This window comes from Paenibacillus sp. cl130 (assembly GCF_900116035.1).
Classification (GTDB): Bacteria; Bacillota; Bacilli; order Paenibacillales; family Paenibacillaceae; genus Paenibacillus; species Paenibacillus polymyxa_B.
In genome coordinates, this window is sequence record NZ_FOYG01000012.1 from 37,053 (window position 1) to 54,427 (window position 17,375).

At 48.0% G+C, this 17,375-nt stretch carries 13 protein-coding genes; all 13 read left to right on the plus strand.

The genetic code is table 11. From position 1 onward, the window contains the following. Nucleotides 1-289 precede the first annotated feature (289 nt). The gene (spoIIE, locus tag BM358_RS24485) at nt 290-2,797 is read left to right on the plus strand and encodes a stage II sporulation protein E (protein WP_028542513.1); all 2,508 of its coding nucleotides are present in this window, start codon (nt 290-292) and stop codon (nt 2,795-2,797) included. A gap of 126 nt (nt 2,798-2,923) precedes the next feature. Next, nucleotides 2,924-3,673, plus strand: a complete 750-nt coding sequence (locus BM358_RS24490) for a vWA domain-containing protein (RefSeq protein ID WP_023986444.1) — start codon at nt 2,924-2,926, stop codon at nt 3,671-3,673. Continuing rightward, the gene (locus tag BM358_RS24495) at nt 3,657-4,595 is read left to right on the plus strand and encodes a protein kinase domain-containing protein (RefSeq protein WP_023986445.1); all 939 of its coding nucleotides are present in this window, start codon (nt 3,657-3,659) and stop codon (nt 4,593-4,595) included. The genes BM358_RS24490 and BM358_RS24495 overlap by 17 nt, the downstream gene beginning before the upstream one ends. 66 nt (nt 4,596-4,661) lie before the next feature. Beyond that, nucleotides 4,662-6,110, plus strand: a complete 1,449-nt coding sequence (gene tilS / locus BM358_RS24500) for a tRNA lysidine(34) synthetase TilS (protein ID WP_028542512.1) — start codon at nt 4,662-4,664, stop codon at nt 6,108-6,110. A gap of 47 nt (nt 6,111-6,157) precedes the next feature. Then, nucleotides 6,158-6,697, plus strand: a complete 540-nt coding sequence (gene hpt, locus BM358_RS24505; protein WP_023986447.1) for a hypoxanthine phosphoribosyltransferase — start codon at nt 6,158-6,160, stop codon at nt 6,695-6,697. 97 nt (nt 6,698-6,794) lie between these two features. Next, nucleotides 6,795-8,834 carry an ATP-dependent zinc metalloprotease FtsH gene (gene ftsH / locus BM358_RS24510; RefSeq protein WP_028542511.1) on the plus strand — a complete coding sequence of 680 codons (2,040 nt, stop codon included), beginning with the start codon at nt 6,795-6,797 and terminating at the stop codon, nt 8,832-8,834. A gap of 277 nt (nt 8,835-9,111) precedes the next feature. After that, nucleotides 9,112-10,725: an L-aspartate oxidase gene (nadB, locus tag BM358_RS24515; protein WP_028542510.1), complete on the plus strand. Its 1,614-nt coding sequence runs from the start codon at nt 9,112-9,114 to the stop codon at nt 10,723-10,725. After that, nucleotides 10,715-11,605, plus strand: a complete 891-nt coding sequence (gene nadC, locus BM358_RS24520; RefSeq protein ID WP_023986450.1) for a carboxylating nicotinate-nucleotide diphosphorylase — start codon at nt 10,715-10,717, stop codon at nt 11,603-11,605. The genes nadB and nadC overlap by 11 nt, the downstream gene beginning before the upstream one ends. A 6-nt stretch (nt 11,606-11,611) precedes the next feature. Then, entirely contained in the window at nt 11,612-12,379 is a 768-nt protein-coding gene (locus tag BM358_RS24525) for a type III pantothenate kinase (protein ID WP_023986451.1), read from the plus strand. A 219-nt stretch (nt 12,380-12,598) separates the two neighbouring features. Further along, nucleotides 12,599-13,483, plus strand: coding sequence for an Hsp33 family molecular chaperone HslO (hslO, locus tag BM358_RS24530; RefSeq protein ID WP_028542509.1), 885 nt, complete (start codon nt 12,599-12,601; stop codon nt 13,481-13,483). 20 nt (nt 13,484-13,503) lie between these two features. Then, a complete protein-coding gene (locus BM358_RS24535; protein ID WP_028542508.1) occupies nt 13,504-14,448 on the plus strand; it encodes a peptidyl-prolyl cis-trans isomerase in 945 nt (314 codons plus the stop codon). Between the two features lie 239 nt (nt 14,449-14,687). Next, the gene (gene cysK / locus BM358_RS24540) at nt 14,688-15,626 is read left to right on the plus strand and encodes a cysteine synthase A (RefSeq protein ID WP_028542507.1); all 939 of its coding nucleotides are present in this window, start codon (nt 14,688-14,690) and stop codon (nt 15,624-15,626) included. A gap of 126 nt (nt 15,627-15,752) precedes the next feature. Beyond that, nucleotides 15,753-17,375, plus strand: a complete 1,623-nt coding sequence (locus BM358_RS24545) for an anthranilate synthase component I family protein (protein ID WP_028542506.1) — start codon at nt 15,753-15,755, stop codon at nt 17,373-17,375.

Genomic DNA, 17,375 nt, shown 5'->3' on the forward strand with positions numbered 1-17,375 from the left:
CATAATCGTCCGACAAACTCCAACGGTTTTCCGTCTATCTTCTGTGCAAATCGCTAGTCTGGGCATCAGGACGAACGACATCGAGAGGTCATGTAAAGAGTAGCGGGACGCTTCTTCCATCGGCTTCCATACGGGCGTAGCTTGATGTTCAGAGTGATGCTCTGTCCTTTCGCGCAGAACGTTTTTTTGTCGGAAATTTCTTGGAATAAGACGTGAGGTTCTGACAAACTTTCTCAGTCGTTCCGGTTTAAGATGGGAACATCAAATTGATGAATGGGGTGCCTGACGCATGATGGAGAAATGGAACGTGGTACATTTTCCGGGGTTAAAATCTAGAAAGTCCAAATCCAAAGAGCGTACGGAAGGGTGGTCTTCCAGACTCAAGAAACGGCTGGATTCACATAAAGTGGTGCAATGGGTAACGGCGCAAAGATGGATGCTGCTATTGTCAGCTATGGGAGTTCTACTAGGACGCGCCACTATTTTGGACGAGCTTTCTCCCTTTGCCCTCGCTTATTTTGCGGTCATAACGTTTCTTCGGCGTGATCTGATGCTGCCTGTAGCTGTATCAGTTGTGTTAGGCAGCCTGCTAGCTCCTTACCCATCGTTATTTATGATTGGTGGTGAGTTACTGGTATTTTATCTCCTGTATCGCGGGCTACGAACCTTCGACCGTCTGGAATTATCCTATGCCCCGCTTATGGTTTTCTTGTCTGTGTTTATGGTCAATTTATTTAACGCCGTGATGGCTCCAACTTTCACATGGTATGAACTTATCATTGTGGGAACGGATGCGGTTCTCAGCTTTATGCTTACGCTGGTGTTCACGCAGGCCATACCGTTGTTTACGTACCGCAAGAAGACAAGCCAGCTCAAGAATGAGGAAATTTTATGTCTTATTATTTTATTAGCCTCTGTGATGACGGGAGCAGTAGGATGGACTGTTCATTCATTGTCTGTCGATCATGTACTGTCGCGATATTTGGTCTTGGTGTTTGCTTTGGTGGGAGGTGCTTCGCTGGGTGCATCGGTCGGTGTAATTACTGGCTTAATTTTAAGCTTGGCCAATATGTCTGCAATTGTGCAGATGAGTTTACTCGCTTTTGCAGGTTTGCTGGCAGGAATGCTGCGTGAAGGAAAAAAAGGTGCTGTTGCGCTTGGGATGCTGCTAGGCTCCTCAATCCTGACAATCTATTTGGACGGGACCGGAGACGTGCTGACGTCAACCTGGGAGAGCTGTGCGGCAATTCTATTATTCTTAATGACCCCAAAAAGTTTCTTTAAAGCGGTTTCTACCTATGTTCCCGGTACGCAGGACCACGCCAAATCTCAGCATGAGTATGCCAAAAGGGTCCGCGACCTCACCGCAGAGCGGGTAACGAAGTTTTCTCGTGTATTCAGTCAGCTATCCCGCAGCTTTCATCAGATATCTGCGAGTGAGAGCACGAAGTCGGATGGTGAAATCGAACACTTTATGAATGCGGTGGCGGAAGGGACATGTGCCTCCTGCTTCAAGTGTGAGCAGTGCTGGGATGGAAAGTTTATGCAAACTCATCAGTATATGACGGAAATGATGAGCGCCATTGAGGATAACCCGGATTTGGAACCGGAGCAGATCCCGCCGCAATGGAGCAAGGCATGTGCTAAAACGGGCGCTGTCCTGCAAGTGATGAAGCAGCAGTATAGCCTCTACCAACATAATATGCAGTGGAAGCGCCAAGTATACGATAGTCGTCAGCTTGTTGCTGACCAACTATCGGGTGTATCACAAATCATGGAGGATTTAGCGCGAGAAATTCAGCGGGAAGGGCAAACCATGCATCGGCAGGAAGAGCAAATACGAGAGGCTCTTGATAGACTGGGCTTGTCCATTCAATCCATTGAGATCATAAACCTGGATGCAGGTCAGGTAGAAATTGAGATTGTCCATGCCTATACAAGGGGATTTGATGAATGTCGGAAAATCATTGCTCCACTTTTGTCGGACATACTGGACGAGCATATAGCTGTGATGCGCGAAACGGAGGCAGATCGCCGCCAAGGCTTGGCTACAGTCATGTTTGGCTCTGCTAAAACGTATGAGATTGCTACAGGAGTAGCTAGTGCCGCCAAAGGAGGCGATTTTTTCTCAGGTGACAGCTACAGCATGATGGAGCTAGGGAACGGGACTTTTGCAGTCTCTTTAAGTGATGGTATGGGGAACGGAGAGCGCGCGCAGCAAGAGAGCAGTGCAGCACTTAACATTTTGGAGGAATTACTCCAATCGGGTATGGACGAAAAGTTGGCGATCAAGTCGGTCAACTCTGTCCTGATGCTGCGATCACCTGAGGAAATGTATGCTACGGTCGATATGGCGCTGATTGATCAGTACACGGCCCAGACAACCTTTATGAAGATTGGGTCTACGCCGAGTTTTATTAAAAGAGGGGAGGAGGTCATTCCCGTATCTGCCAGCAACTTGCCGATTGGCATTATACAGGATATTGAAGTTGATTTGGTATCACTGCAGCTCCAGCCGGGTGATATTCTCATTATGATTACAGACGGTATATACGACTCACCGGGTTATGCGGTTAATAAGGAAATATGGATGAAACGCATGATTCAGGAAATTGAAAGCGAAGATCCACAGCAGTTGGCCGACTGCTTACTAGAAAGGGTTATTCGATACCAACAAAATCAAATCTATGATGATATGACAGTAGTCGTTAGTAAAATAGATCACTTCCGCCCAGAATGGGCAACTCTCCATGTACCTGGCATGAGGTGGTTGGAACGTCCACGGACGGTGAGCTAATCCGACATTGCCCGGGAAATTCCTTATTCGTTTTTAAAAATCCGCATCCTTCGTTTGAATCGTTCCGGATTAGGCAAAGATAGAATCTATCGGGATAGATTAAGAGGAAGCGGAGGTCAAAAAACGATGAAGCAAATTTTGATCATTACAGACGGATGCTCTAATGTAGGTGTTAGTCCAGTCATGGCGGCTGCCCAAGCTTTACGAGAAGGTATTACAGTGAACGTCGCCGGAGTCATAGATTATGGAACTATTGGCGAGCTTGGCAGCGCGGAGATTCAAGAAATTGCTAAAGCAGGGGGAGGGTTTAGCCAAATCGTTGGGACGAAGCAGTTGGCTCAGACCATGCAGATGATGACGCGCAAAACGGTGGTTCAAACCATTCAGCAGGCGGTTAATAGAGAGTTAACGCACATTCTGGGTGAGGGTGGCGCCAAACATATCGGTGAACTTCCTCCGGCAAAACGAGCCCAAGTGGTTGAGGTAATGGATGAGCTGACAGAAACAAGCACCCTGGAGATTGCTTTGCTCATTGATGCAAGTGCGAGCATGAAGCCCAAGCTGCCTGCTGTAGAGGACAGCATTCGTGATTTGCTGCTCAGTTTACAGTCCAGAAGCGGACACAGCCGTATATCTGTATTTCATTTTCCGGGCGGAAAAATGGGAGAAGACGCAGTCATGGATATCGGTTGGACCTCTGAGCTTAACCAGATCAAATCGATATTTGGACGCTTGCGGATGAAAGGGGCAACACCGACAGGTCCTGCCATTTTACAAGTGATTGATTATTACCGATATGTTACACTAGGAGAACAGAAAGATCTGGAAGAATCCTATGGCAAAGGAGAAGGGATGCTCGGTGACTACGTCGTCTGATCCCGTTCTTGCACCCGGAACGGTCATCAAGGGCAAGTGGAAGCGGAGCAGCTATGTCATCCAGCGCTTGCTGGGCCGGGGAGCGAACGGAACTGTATATTTGGTAAAAGAAGCACAGGCCGATCGGCAATTTGCTCTGAAAATGGGGAAGAACACGCTTGATCTGCAATCAGAGATTAATGTGCTAACCACATTGCAGTCTCAGGGGACTCAGGCCGCCCTTCAGCGAAATGGAAATCCTTCCTTTTTGTTTGAGGTGGATGATGTAGTGTTACGCAGCGGAGAAATCCCCTTTTATGTTATGCGATATGTTAAGGGTGATCCGCTTCATCGTTTTGTGGCAGCCAAAGGGCCGGAATGGTATGGTGTGGCTGGAACCGGTATACTGAATCGTCTGGCGGATCTCCATCAGGCAGGATGGGTGTTTGGCGACCTGAAGCCGCAGAATATTTTGGTCAATGCCTATGGAGAGGCTGAATTAATTGACTACGGTGGGGTGTCTCTTGCTGGTCGGAGTGTTAAACAATTTACAGAATGGTATGACAGGGGATTCTGGAATGCTGGCAGCCGAAATGCCGATTCCCAGTATGACCTGTTTGCCTTCGCTCTTCTAACGATTCATATATTGGAGAGCGAATCGTTAAAGGCGGCTGCGAGCAGGCTGCCACAGTTGCGTAATACGGCAGAATTGACGGTCATCATTCGCCGCAGCCGTGTATTACGCCCCTATGCCGAATGGCTACTGGGTGCGGTGCGTGGAGAATATTCCGATACTCGTGCAGCGGCCCGATCTTGGTCACGTTTGGCTTCCGCACATGTCAGGCAATCGTCGGTCAAAAGAGGGAACCCACGCTGGCTGGGATATGCTTTTACGGTATCGCTTTTGCTGCTTGCCGGAGCGCTCTGGATTGCGTTAAGGTAGCAGCATGACTTACATAAGATAACAGATGATCATCATTTTTACGGTCGGGAGAAAAGAGGGTCGTGAATGGGAACAACAAAACCGACCGGTGTTGTACAGGAAGTGCTCGCCTTGGCGCGAGATCATTCACTGTGGAGCCCCGGAGACCGCATTGTGGTTGCTGTATCCGGTGGGCCGGATTCGGTGGCCCTTTTGCACATTTTACATGAAATATCCGTTATACATATGCCTTTACAACTCGTCTGCGCTCACGTTCATCATGGCTTCAGACCAGAGGAATCGGATGCGGAGGCTGAAGAGGTACGCAATATTGCCCGAAAGCTTGAACTTCCATTTGAAATGGCTCGGGTGGATGTACCCGCTTATATGAAGGAGAGCGGGAAGGGGCCACAGGAAGCAGCCCGCGAGCTGCGCTACAGCTTTTTACATGATACGGCTACAAAGTGGGAAGCGCAGCATATTGCAATGGCCCACCACGGCGACGATCAAGCCGAAACGGTTCTCTTGCACTTGCTGCGTGGTAGCGGCCCAGCAGGTTTGGCGGGTATGCGTTTGGCGCGCAGGGAAAAAAATGTGCAACTCATTCGCCCGCTACTACGTATGTACAAGGCTGACCTGATTGAGTTTTGTAACTTTTATGGTCTTTCCTATGTGATAGACAGCACTAATTTATCTTCCAAATACCGTCGTAACGCCATTCGCATGGATGTGCTTCCTTTTTTGGGGCAATATAATGAGCGACTGACACCGTCCCTAAACCGGCTGGCCGAAACGATGGCTGACGAAAATGACTTTATGGAGGCATCCACACTGTCGGCATACGAGAAAATGGTGCGCTTGGATAATGGCAGGTACATGTTTCCCATCGCTTCATACCGTAAGCTATCCGTTGCTTTACAACGGAGGTTGATTAAACTAATATTAAATTATCTGCCTTCGGACAGTGAAAATTTTGATTTTCGTAAAATTGAGACCGTTCGACTAAGACTTCTCCAAGAGGCATCGTCTACATGGAGTTTGGATTTGGGAGGCGGTGCGGTTGGAGTCCGCGAATATGACCAGGCGGTTTTGTTTGACCGTACGCAAGTCGTTATGGGCGAATGGTGCTATGGACTAAGTGTATTGCCTATTTCCGGTGAGCTAGAGTTGCCTGAGGCAGGTGGTATACTTCGGTGGCGAAGGGCTTCCTATTCGGATGCGGACCATCCGGTGAATAAGGAGGAAGCGTGGTTCGACGCAGATCAATTGAGTCTGCCTTTGACTGTACGCTCGCGATTACCTGGAGATACCATGTATGTAATGGGATTAAACGGAAGAAAAAAGGTTAAAGATATTTTTATTGATGAAAAAATACCTCCTTCAATGCGTTCCGTTATTCCCATCGTCTGCGACCACTCTGGGGCTATTCTCTGGATTCCGGGCGTACGACGTTCTGTACATGCCGCGGTGCAAAAGCACACGTCTTCGGTTATATATATGTCATGGCAAAGACGAGAGAGTCCGGGGCACCGGTAATTGCGCAGGAACGGCTTTCATAGTATAAACTTAGGAGGTTTACACCGTTGCAGAATGATATTCAGGAAATATTGATCAGCGAAGAAGAAATTCAGAGTAAAATTAAGGAATTGGGTGCACAGCTCAGCGTAAAATATGAAGGAAAAAATCCATTGGTGATTTGCGTGCTGAAAGGTGCGTTTATCTTTATGGCTGATTTGGTTAAATCCATTACAGTGCCGTTGGAGCTTGATTTCATGGCTGTATCAAGTTATGGAGCGTCTACAAAATCCTCAGGTATCATCAAAATCATTAAAGATTTGGACGCATCTGTGGAAGGACGCGACGTTCTGATTGTCGAAGATATTATCGACAGCGGCCTGACGCTGACGCATTTGATTGAATTGCTTAAGAATCGTAATGCCAATTCGGTATGTGTCGTAACCTTGTTCGACAAGCCTGCACGCCGGACAGTTAATCTTGAAGCAGATTATACTGGATTTACGCTTCCAGATGCGTTTGTTGTCGGCTACGGTCTGGACTATGCCGAGCACTACCGGAACCTCCCATACATAGGGATTTTAAAGCCGGAAATCTACACCAGCTAATCTCAGCCTCCAGTCCTAGGACTAAATAAGGCCCTTTGTTGAGAAGGACTTACAGGCTATGGTAAAATAACTTAAGTGTCTCGAGAGGAGGTAGGGGATGAATCGGTTCATCCGGAATTCTGGTTTTTATTTGATTCTTTTTTTAGTTGTGGTGGGTATCGTTCAGTTTGTTAGCAACAGTAACGAAGCCTCCGATCTCCCTAGATATGACCAATTACGGCAAGAGGTTAAAGCTAATAACATCTCTAAAGTAACGGTCCAATTTGACGGTTACGCCTATCTTGTAACCGGTGCATATAAGAAGCAGCCGGCTAATGCTAAATCGACCAATTTTTCCGTATATGTTCCACCAACGGATCAAGCACTAAGTGAACTGGTGAATGCCAGCGAAACGAACGGGTTTGAATACGTGCAGAAGAAAATGGAAGGCGAAAGCATTTGGCTGACGTTTTTGACTTCTATCATTCCTTTGGTGATCATGTTCCTGTTGTTCTTCTTCCTGTTTAATCAGGCACAGGGCGGTGGCGGCAAAGTTATGAACTTCGGCAAGAGCAAAGCCCGTCTGTATAACGAAGAGAAGAAGAAGGTTACGTTCGAGGACGTGGCAGGGGCTGACGAAGAGAAGCAGGAGCTTGTCGAAGTCGTAGAATTCTTGAAGGACCCACGCAAGTTTGCAGCTGTGGGCGCTCGTATTCCAAAAGGTGTTCTGTTAGTGGGCCCTCCAGGTACGGGTAAAACACTCTTGGCGAGAGCTGTTGCAGGCGAGGCCGGAGTGCCGTTTTTCAGCATCTCGGGTTCTGATTTTGTAGAAATGTTTGTCGGGGTCGGTGCTTCCCGTGTTCGTGATTTGTTCGAGAACGCGAAGAAGAACGCACCTTGTATCATTTTCATTGATGAGATTGATGCCGTTGGACGTCAACGTGGCGCCGGATTGGGTGGCGGACATGATGAACGTGAGCAGACGCTCAACCAATTGCTCGTAGAGATGGATGGATTTGGCGCAAACGAAGGTATCATCATCGTAGCGGCTACAAACCGTCCTGATATTTTAGACCCGGCGTTGCTTCGTCCAGGACGTTTTGACCGTCAAATTACGGTTGACCGTCCAGATGTTAAAGGCCGTGAAGCAGTATTGTATGTACATGCTCGCAACAAGCCATTAACGAAGGATGTTAAATTGGACGTAATTGCGAAACGTACAACAGGCTTTACAGGCGCTGATCTGGAAAATCTGTTGAACGAAGCTGCCTTGTTGGCGGCTCGTCGTAACCGCAGAGATATTTCGATGCGAGAAGTAGATGAAGCCATCGACCGTGTTATCGTAGGTACAGAAAAACGCAGCCGCGTAATCAGTGACCGCGAGAAACGAATTGTTGCTTATCATGAAGCAGGCCATACGATTATTGGTTTCTTCTTGGAAAATGCCGACATGGTTCACAAGGTAACGATTATTCCACGTGGACGTGCAGGCGGATATGTCATCATGCTTCCGAAGGAAGACCGCATGCTGACTACCAAGCAGGAATTGCTGGACAAAATCACTGGATTGTTGGGTGGACGCGTATCCGAGGAACTGTTCATTGGTGAGATCGGAACGGGAGCTTATAGCGACTTCCAGCAAGCGACAAGCATTGCACGCAGCATGATTGTAGAATATGGTATGAGTGAGAAGCTTGGTCCGATGCAGTTCGGTACTTCACAAGGCCAAGTATTCCTTGGACGCGATATCGGTCATGAGCAGAACTACAGTGATCAGATCGCTTATCAGATTGACCAGGAGATGAATCGCTTCATCACTGAATCTTATGAGCGTGCTAGAGAACTCCTGACCAAGTATTCCAAAGAGGTTCATTTGATTGCTCAAACCTTGCTGGTAGAAGAAACCTTGGAACTTGAACAAATCAAACGTTTGATCGAGACAGGTTCTTTGGATGGTGGCACGACTGAGGGAGAAGGAACACCGGAAAATGGTGAGCCTGTGATCGACAACATTGGAGACGTCCGTGTACGTATTCAAGGTAAGGATGACGAGCCTAAGAATACAACGGATCAACCGAATGATATCCCTAATCTGCAAAAGCCAGAGGATGATAACAATTCGGGCAACTCCGGTGGTACCCCACCGACAACAACCTAATCATCCGATGGATAGTTGAATAAGCGTATATGTAAGCTCCGGGGAACCAGGTATTATGGGTTTTCCGGAGCTTTTTAAATGGAAGATTATTGCTAACGTGATTTGACAGACACCGGAACGTTGTGTACATTTATTGTTAAATAAACGGCTGTCGTCTTCTTAGCTTATAAAAGCCAACAGCCGCTGCAATCGACTTTCTATCATTTTGAACATATACGTGAGCGCATACTGTAGAACCTATGGTGTGCGCTATTCTTCTGTGAAATCAGGTGAAGGCATGATTCCAAGATATCTAGTTGATTTTGATGTAGCGGAATTGACCCGATTGGAGGCCGACGTGTTAATTATCGGCTCGGGCATTGCGGGCTTATATACGGCGATTAAGGCTGCGGAGAATCGGAAAGTGTTGCTGATTACCAAGAAGACTTTGATGGAAAGCAACACGCGTTATGCTCAAGGCGGCATCGCTGCTGTCACATCGGACGAGGATACACCAGCTTATCATATGGAAGATACCCTGATTGCTGGTGCAGGTCTGTGTGAATCTGAGGCGGTCAGAACGCTTGTCCATGAAGGTCCAGTTGGCATTCAGGAGTTAATACGTTTGGGAACGGCCTTTGATCGTGTGGATGGTGAACTAGCGTTGACGCGGGAAGGAGCGCATAGTCATCGGCGTATTTTGCATGCAAATGGAGATGCTACGGGTTATGAAATTGTTCGTGCGTTGTCAAAGCAGGTTGCTGCCCATCCCGATATCGAAGTATGGGAAGAGTGCATGGTAATTGATCTGCTGACGGAGCATGGTGAGTGTATTGGGGCCCTCGTCCAAAAGCCAGGTGGGGAAAGGTCGTATATAACCGCTAATGCAACGATTTTGTGCTCAGGAGGTAGCGGGCAATTATACCGGTATACGACCAATCCGGATATTGCAACCGGGGATGGTATCGCTATGGCATATCGTGCTGGGGCGATTGTACGGGATATGGAATTCATACAGTTTCATCCTACGGCGTTGTGCCATCCGGGCGCTCCAAGGTTTCTAATTTCCGAAGCCGTACGGGGAGAAGGAGCCGTGTTACGCAATATTCACGGAGAACGCTTCATGGACAAGTATGATTCCCGGCAGGAGCTTGCACCCAGAGACATCGTAGCTCGTGCTATCATTCATGAGATGGAACGCACCCAAGCTGCGTTTGTATACCTGGATATTACACACGAGCCGCCAGAGCGGGTGAAGCAACGTTTTCCAACAATTTATCGGACATGTCTGTCATTTGGTTTGGATATGACGACAGACTGGATCCCCATTGCGCCTGCTGCCCATTATATGATGGGTGGTGTCCAGACCAATTTACACGGGGAAAGCTCCATTGCGCGTTTGTTCGCCTGCGGGGAAACCTCTTCTACAGGAGTTCACGGAGCTAATCGTCTGGCGAGCAATTCGTTATCTGAAGCTATTGTATTTGCCAGCAGGATTATTGAGCGACTGCATTCATTGCCACCGCTGGTCGGCCATACATTGATATCTTATAGCGATAACCGTACAGAGTTCCCGGCTTCATCCGTCACGGAGCAGCGGCATAAGCTGCAAGAAGCAATGGTTCGTTATGCTGGAGTTCGTCGGCACGGCGAGGGGCTGAAAGCAGCATTAGACGAGATGCAAGGGCAAATGCCTATTTTTGAGGCTGTGATCGCTAGCCGGGAAGAGATCGAATTTGCCAATTTGCTCACCTGTGCTTTATTAGTAACAGATGGTGCGCTGCTGCGTGAGGAGAGCCGGGGAGCGCATTATCGCGAGGATTTTCCTGAGACAGATGATAGCGTCTGGCGAAAGCATGTTCAGCAGAGACGTGAGCAAGGGATAACGGAGGAGTACGTTCATGACATCTAACAGCGAGCTTTATGGAGAGTTTAGTGGATATCAGGAAGAACTGACAGCACAAATTCGCAGCTGGCTGCGAGAAGATACGGGCTCTGGCGATGTGACCACGCGCTGGACGATTGAGCAGGGCCACCAATCCAAGGCTGTCATTCATGCCAAGGAGAGCGGCGTGGTTGCCGGTTTACCCGTGGCTGCCCTTGTATTTCAGGTAGTGGACCCTTCCTTGTCGTTCACTCCGCTGGTGACGGATGGACAGTGGATTGAAAAGGGAAGCGTTTTGGCGGAAGTGACGGGTAGTACCCATGCGATTTTGACTGGAGAACGACTGGCGTTAAATTTGCTCCAACGGATGTCTGGCATTGCCACGCGGACTCGGGCTTTTATAGATCAATTGCATGGTTTGTCCACTCGCTTGGTGGATACACGTAAAACAACACCGGGACATCGGCTGCTGGAGAAGTATGCTGTGCGTGTAGGCGGTGGCTCGAATCATCGCTTTGGCCTGTACGATGCTGTTATGATTAAGGATAATCATATTAAGGGTGCAGGTGGGATTGAACAGGCTGTAAGTCGAGCGCGCGCTAATATACCGCATACGATGACGATTGAAGTAGAGACGGAAAACATGAAACAAGTTCAGGAAGCCCTGGAAGCTGGGGCGGATATCATTATGCTGGATAACATGTCTGCCCCAGATATGAAGGAAGCCGTTCGGTTCATTCGGGAACGGGCACCACATGTCAAAACAGAAGCCTCGGGCAATGTATCGCTGGATACAGTGCGTGAGATGGCTGAGAGTGGCGTAGATGTGATCTCTGTAGGCAGGCTGACATACTCTTTTCATAACCTGGATATCAGCCTTGACCTTAACGCAAAGAAAGATAGGTGACACCCATTGATTCTTGTAGTGGATGTAGGTAATACCAATATTGTTCTGGGGATATACGAAGGGCGGGAGCTGTTGCACCATTACCGGATCAGTACCTCCAGACAGGCAACCGCAGATGAATACGGCGTACTCATACATAATCTTTTTAGTATGGGTGGCGTATTAAAGGATGACATCCAGGGAGTTATTATTTCCTCTGTCGTTCCGCCGTTGGTCCGTGTATTAGAAGAAATGTGCGATAAATACATAGGCAAAACGCCTTTAATCGTCGGACCGGGAATCAAGACCGGTCTTAACCTGCGTTATGAGAATCCGCGTGAAGTAGGTGCGGATCGGATCGTGAACGCTGTTGCGGCTGTCGAACGGTTCGGCGGGCCGCTGGTTGTGGTGGATTTTGGGACAGCGACGACGTTTGATTGTATTGACGATAAGGGAAACTACTTGGGCGGTGTAATTGTGCCGGGTATCGGGATTTCGACGGAGGCACTGTATCAACGGGCTTCCAAGCTACCCCGCATCGAGTTGGAGAAACCCAAAAAGGTTATTGGTCGTAATACGGTTCATGCCATGCAAGCTGGGATTATCTTCGGTTATGCTGGGCAAGTGGATGGCATTGTGCGGCGCATTAAGGAAGAAATGCAGGCGGAGCCTACAGTTATTGCTACCGGAGGTCTTGCAGAGCTAATCGCATCAGAGGCGGAGAGCATTCAGAAAGTGTTGCCGATGTTGACGCTCGAAGGATTGCGCATCATTTACCAACGTAACGCCGAATAAAAAAGTGGGTATAAGCTGCCGCTGAGTCCAACCGAATGATTTTATCGGTTTGGATTAGCGGCGTTTTTCGTCTATACTGAAATATGTTACGTTTTTGAACAATTCGCGTGATCTGTCGATGCAGGTTGTTTATATAGTAGGAAATTATGCTTCAATGATGAGCAATACTAACGAAAATAAGCAGCATAGCTGTCCTGGTGAATAGGGGAGGATATCAATATGGAAAATAAGCAGGATCGACTTATTCGTGGCACAGCCATGGATGGGAGGGTTAGAGCTTTTGCTGTTCGGACAACTCAATTGGTAGAGGAATTGCGGAGAAGACACGATACGTATCCAACGGCTACCGCTGCTTTGGGGCGAACCCTCACAGCAGGTGCTATTATGGGTTCTATGCTAAAAGGAAAAGAGCGATTGACCATTCAAGTTAAAGGTGATGGACCGATTGGGCAAATCGTCGTTGATGCCAATGCTGTAGGGGAAGTGCGAGGTTATGTTACTGAACCGCATGTGCATTTGCCAAGCAATAGTATGGGCAAACTGGATGTAGCGGGTGCCGTAGGTACAGAGGGGTTCATTCATATCATCAAGGATTTGGGGTTAAAAGAACCGTACCGCGGCAGTACTCCGATTATTTCCGGTGAACTGGGTGAGGATTTTACCTATTATTTTGCCAAATCGGAACAGACCCCGTCAGCGGTGGGCTTGGGTGTGCTGGTAGATACGGATAACACGGTTATTGTGGCCGGTGGATTTATTATTCAGTTGCTTCCAGGCTTGAATGATGATGAAATTACTGCGATCGAAAATGCAGTCAGCTCTATTCCACCCGTTACTGCTTTGCTGGATCAAGGGTTGGAACTTGATGAAATGCTGCGCTGGATGCTGCCGGACGTTCGGATTCTCGATGAATTGGATATCCATTTTCAATGTGAGTGTTCACGTGAGCGCGTGGAAAAAACATTGATCAGTTTGGGAGAAAGCGAATTAGAGCAGTTAATTGAGGAAGAAGGACAGGCTGAGGTCGTATGTCACTTTTGTAATGAGGCTTATCAGTTTAATAAGGATGAATTGCAAAATCTGTTAGATCAAGCCAAATCCTAACCGGATGGGCGGTGCAAGCGATGACTACACGGGAAAAAGGATTATGGACAGCTGTCATTATTCTGACCGTTAGCGTCGCCGCCTTGGGTGGTCTTATCATGCTTCGGGGGCTGTCAAAGCCGGGTGATGTAAGCAAGGATGACGGCGATCATACTGTGGCGGAGATGGGTCAGGAAGGCATATCGGAGGAACAGTGGGTAGCGGAACTGAAAAAGCGATATGGAACCAATACGCTGTTGCAAATGTTGAATCGTAAAGCCGTGCAGGCTGAAACCAAGCGTCTCGGTATCAAGATCACCCAAGAGGATTTACAGCAGGTGCTGGAGCAGGATAGTAAAGGGTATGACTCAGATCATGCCTACTTTGATGAAATGCAGCGACAGTTTGGCTTAGATCCGGTTGACTTGCGGAATGAAGCGGAATACCGGATTGGTTTGGAGAAAATAGCCACGCAGGGTATTCAAGTTCAGGAAGCTGAGATTGACGAGTATTGGGAACAGCACCCTGAGGAATTTGCCGTCGGTAAGCAGATCCAATTGGCAGCTCTTTATGTGGATAATGCGGAGGAAGCAGAAGCGTTGCTAGATCGGGTCAAGCAGGGGGAGAGCTTCGATGTGCTGATTCAAGAGTACTCAGGTAAGCCTTTTGGCAAGGATAGCAGCGGGCAGTTGGGATGGGTGGATGAATATGATCCATTGCAACCGGAGGCGATCATGAAGGCGGCGAGAGAGCTAAGCTCCGGGGATGTTGCAGGTCCGATCTCTGTTAACGATGGCTATGCTGTCATTTATGTACAGGATGTCCGGTTGAAGAATTCTCCGGATAAGCAGCAGATCCGGCAGCAAATTCGCCGATCTCTTGCGCTTGCACAGGCCGCTCCTTTGGAAGAGGTCGAGAAGAGTCTACGTGATAAATATGGAGCGCGTATTTTATCTGGAAAAGATGCATCCTCCGCTGCTCTGTAACGTAGTGAAAGAATATTGGTTTGAAGGAAGCACGATGCTGATAACGCGGGTTGACAGCATCGCGGCTTACTCACTCGTATTGACATTGGAATTGAAGATTGTTATGATTAGCGTATAAAACCCACTATTTTTATCGGAAATTAAATGAACGGTACAGAATTAAAGTGATTGACTAAGAATGATCTACAAAATGATTTCGCAATTTTTAATACATCATCTACAGTCAGGGAGGAATTATCATGGCTAAAGTTGTTAATAACATCACCGAACTTATCGGGGAAACTCCCCTCGTTCGGCTCAACCGGATCGTACCGGAAGATAGCGCCGAAATTTATTTGAAACTGGAATATCAGAACCCAGGCTCCAGTGTAAAAGATCGTATTGCGATTAGCATGGTAGAAGAAGCTGAACGTGAAGGTCTGCTTAAGCCAGGCGGTACGATTATTGAAGCAACTAGCGGTAACACAGGAATCGGCTTGGCTATGGTTGCTGCTGCGAAGGGCTATAAGGCAGTAATCGTTATGCCAGAAACGATGAGCATAGAGCGTCGTAATTTGTTGCGTGCTTATGGAGCCGAACTTGTGCTAACACCAGGATCAGAAGGCATGAACGGGTCCGTTAAGAAAATGGAAGAATTGCTGAGTGAAAATCCGGAATATTTTGCTGCTGAGCAGTTCAAGAACAAAGCTAATATCAAAATTCACCGTGAAACGACCGGTCCTGAGATTGTGGAAGCCATTCGTTCCATTGGCGGAACTCTGGACGCTTTTATAGCGGGAATAGGTACTGGCGGAACCATTTCTGGTGCCGGAGAAGTGCTTAAGAAAGAATTCCCTGATATTAAAGTTGTGGCTGTAGAGCCTGCCTCTTCCCCACTGTTAGCAGGCGGTAAGCCAGGACCCCACAAAATTCAAGGACTTGGTGCCAACTTTATTCCTGAAATTTTAAACCGCGATATCTATGATGAAATTATTCATGTAGAAAACGATGAAGCTTTCGAGGTAGCACGTAGAGTGGCCAAGGAAGAGGGCATTTTGTCCGGTATTTCATCTGGCGCAGCTGTTCATGCGGCTTTGAAACTTGCTAAGCAATTGGGCAAGGGTAAACGGATCGTTGTCATTGTTCCAAGTAATGGAGAACGTTACCTGAGCACACCACTATACAATTTCGAGCTGTAATTATGTCGTAATTGTGTATACTATACGTAAGGATTCCCTCATTTCCCTGTTGCAGGGGGGTGGGGGTTTCTTTTTAAGGAGAGAATATAGACTTATTGAAAAGTAGGGAAGGGGAAGCACACACGGATGAAATCGACAGCTAGAGTGACGGAGGCGCAGTGGCAGGTTTGGCAGGAGGAAGGCTGGAGCATACTTCCCTATATTGCTGAGTACCCATTACCCGTGGGGGGGCTACCGTCATCGTGGCGGAAGGCTTGGGAGGATTCGTCGCCATATGCCTTTTTGCTGGAGAGCGCTAAAGGTGGGAGGTACACCTATCTGGCCTTAAATCCGGTTGCTATATTGGAGGGCAAGGGAGAACATGCAGTTTGGACTGATTTGCAAAGCGGGAAACATGGAGATATGCATGGTCAACCTTTGAAAGTCATGAGCAACTGGATCGCTCCTTACCGTGCGCCGCGTGTACCTGGCATGCCTTTTTTCTCTGGAGGATTTGCGGGTTATCTTGGCTACGATGTAGCTCGCTCGTTGGAGCGTTTGCCATCTCAAGCTGCAGACGATACAGACATACCTGATTATGTATGGATGAGGGTGGATGAGCTATGGATTTACGATCACGAAAAATCCTCCATATATTGTGCTGTTCATATGCCCGCTCCTGCGCATTCCGATAAAGTCAGCAGTGATACCGATTTGACCAATCGCGTTATGCTGGATGGGCCGAATCCTATACTTTGCGAGCATTACGCGGAAGCTGCCCAACGTGCAGAACGTATGCTGACTCAGTGGAATAACATCATAAATGCAGGAGAGATTGATCCTGCGTACCCTCGTCGTTGTGCTAGGCTCGCCGAAGAAGGGTTAGAGGCTGCTCATCTTGAATCTGAAGGCTGGACAGCGGCATTCAACCAACAAGATTTTGAACAAGCCGTGAAACGTGTGCAGGAATACATTGCCCAAGGGGATGTATTCCAGGTCAACTTATCGATTCGTCAGCAACGTGCGCTTACAGCCCTCCCTGAAAATATATATGAATGGCTTCGTCTGCTGAATCCTTCCCCTTATATGGGTATGCTGCGTATGCCAGATTTACGGATCGTTAGTGGCTCGCCGGAATTGTTGGTGAAGCTGGAGGATGGACGTGTGAGCGCCAGACCAATTGCAGGTACGAGAAGAAGAGGGCTAACACCGGATGAAGATGCCGCTATGGCAGCAGAGCTTCTATCAAGCGAAAAAGAACGCGCCGAGCATATTATGCTCGTCGATCTGGAGCGTAACGATATCGGACGGATTGCCGAATACGGATCGGTGCATGTGCCTGAACTGCTGACGGTCGAATACTATTCGCACGTTATGCACCTGGTTTCTCAGGTTGAAGGAAAATTAGCCTCGGGTCGTACAGCTATAGATGTAATTGCTGCTACCTTTCCAGGCGGAACCATTACCGGGGCACCCAAGGTGCGCACCATGGAAATTATTGAAGAATTAGAGCCCGTTCGTCGGGGGCCTTATACAGGGTCCCTTGGATGGATTGACTATAACGGCAATATGGAATTAAATATTATAATAAGAACACTAGCTGTTAAAGGCAGCACTGCCTATTTACAGACAGGTGCGGGGATCGTCATTGATTCAGACCCGTACAGGGAATATCGGGAATGTCGGAACAAGGCTAGAGCTGTCATGAAGGCGGTACAATGTGGTGAAGAAGAAGCCGCTTTGAGCAGAAGCGGTATCACAGGAGGGTGA

Coding starts and splice junctions, on each gene's coding strand:
- spoIIE (WP_028542513.1), top strand. CDS start 290: ATGATGGAGAAATGGAACGTGGTACATTTTCCGGGGTTAAAATCTAGA.
- BM358_RS24490 (WP_023986444.1), top strand. CDS start 2,924: ATGAAGCAAATTTTGATCATTACAGACGGATGCTCTAATGTAGGTGTT.
- tilS (WP_028542512.1), top strand. CDS start 4,662: ATGGGAACAACAAAACCGACCGGTGTTGTACAGGAAGTGCTCGCCTTG.
- ftsH (WP_028542511.1), top strand. CDS start 6,795: ATGAATCGGTTCATCCGGAATTCTGGTTTTTATTTGATTCTTTTTTTA.
- nadB (WP_028542510.1), top strand. CDS start 9,112: ATGATTCCAAGATATCTAGTTGATTTTGATGTAGCGGAATTGACCCGA.
- nadC (WP_023986450.1), top strand. CDS start 10,715: ATGACATCTAACAGCGAGCTTTATGGAGAGTTTAGTGGATATCAGGAA.
- hslO (WP_028542509.1), top strand. CDS start 12,599: ATGGAAAATAAGCAGGATCGACTTATTCGTGGCACAGCCATGGATGGG.
- BM358_RS24535 (WP_028542508.1), top strand. CDS start 13,504: ATGACTACACGGGAAAAAGGATTATGGACAGCTGTCATTATTCTGACC.
- cysK (WP_028542507.1), top strand. CDS start 14,688: ATGGCTAAAGTTGTTAATAACATCACCGAACTTATCGGGGAAACTCCC.
- BM358_RS24545 (WP_028542506.1), top strand. CDS start 15,753: ATGAAATCGACAGCTAGAGTGACGGAGGCGCAGTGGCAGGTTTGGCAG.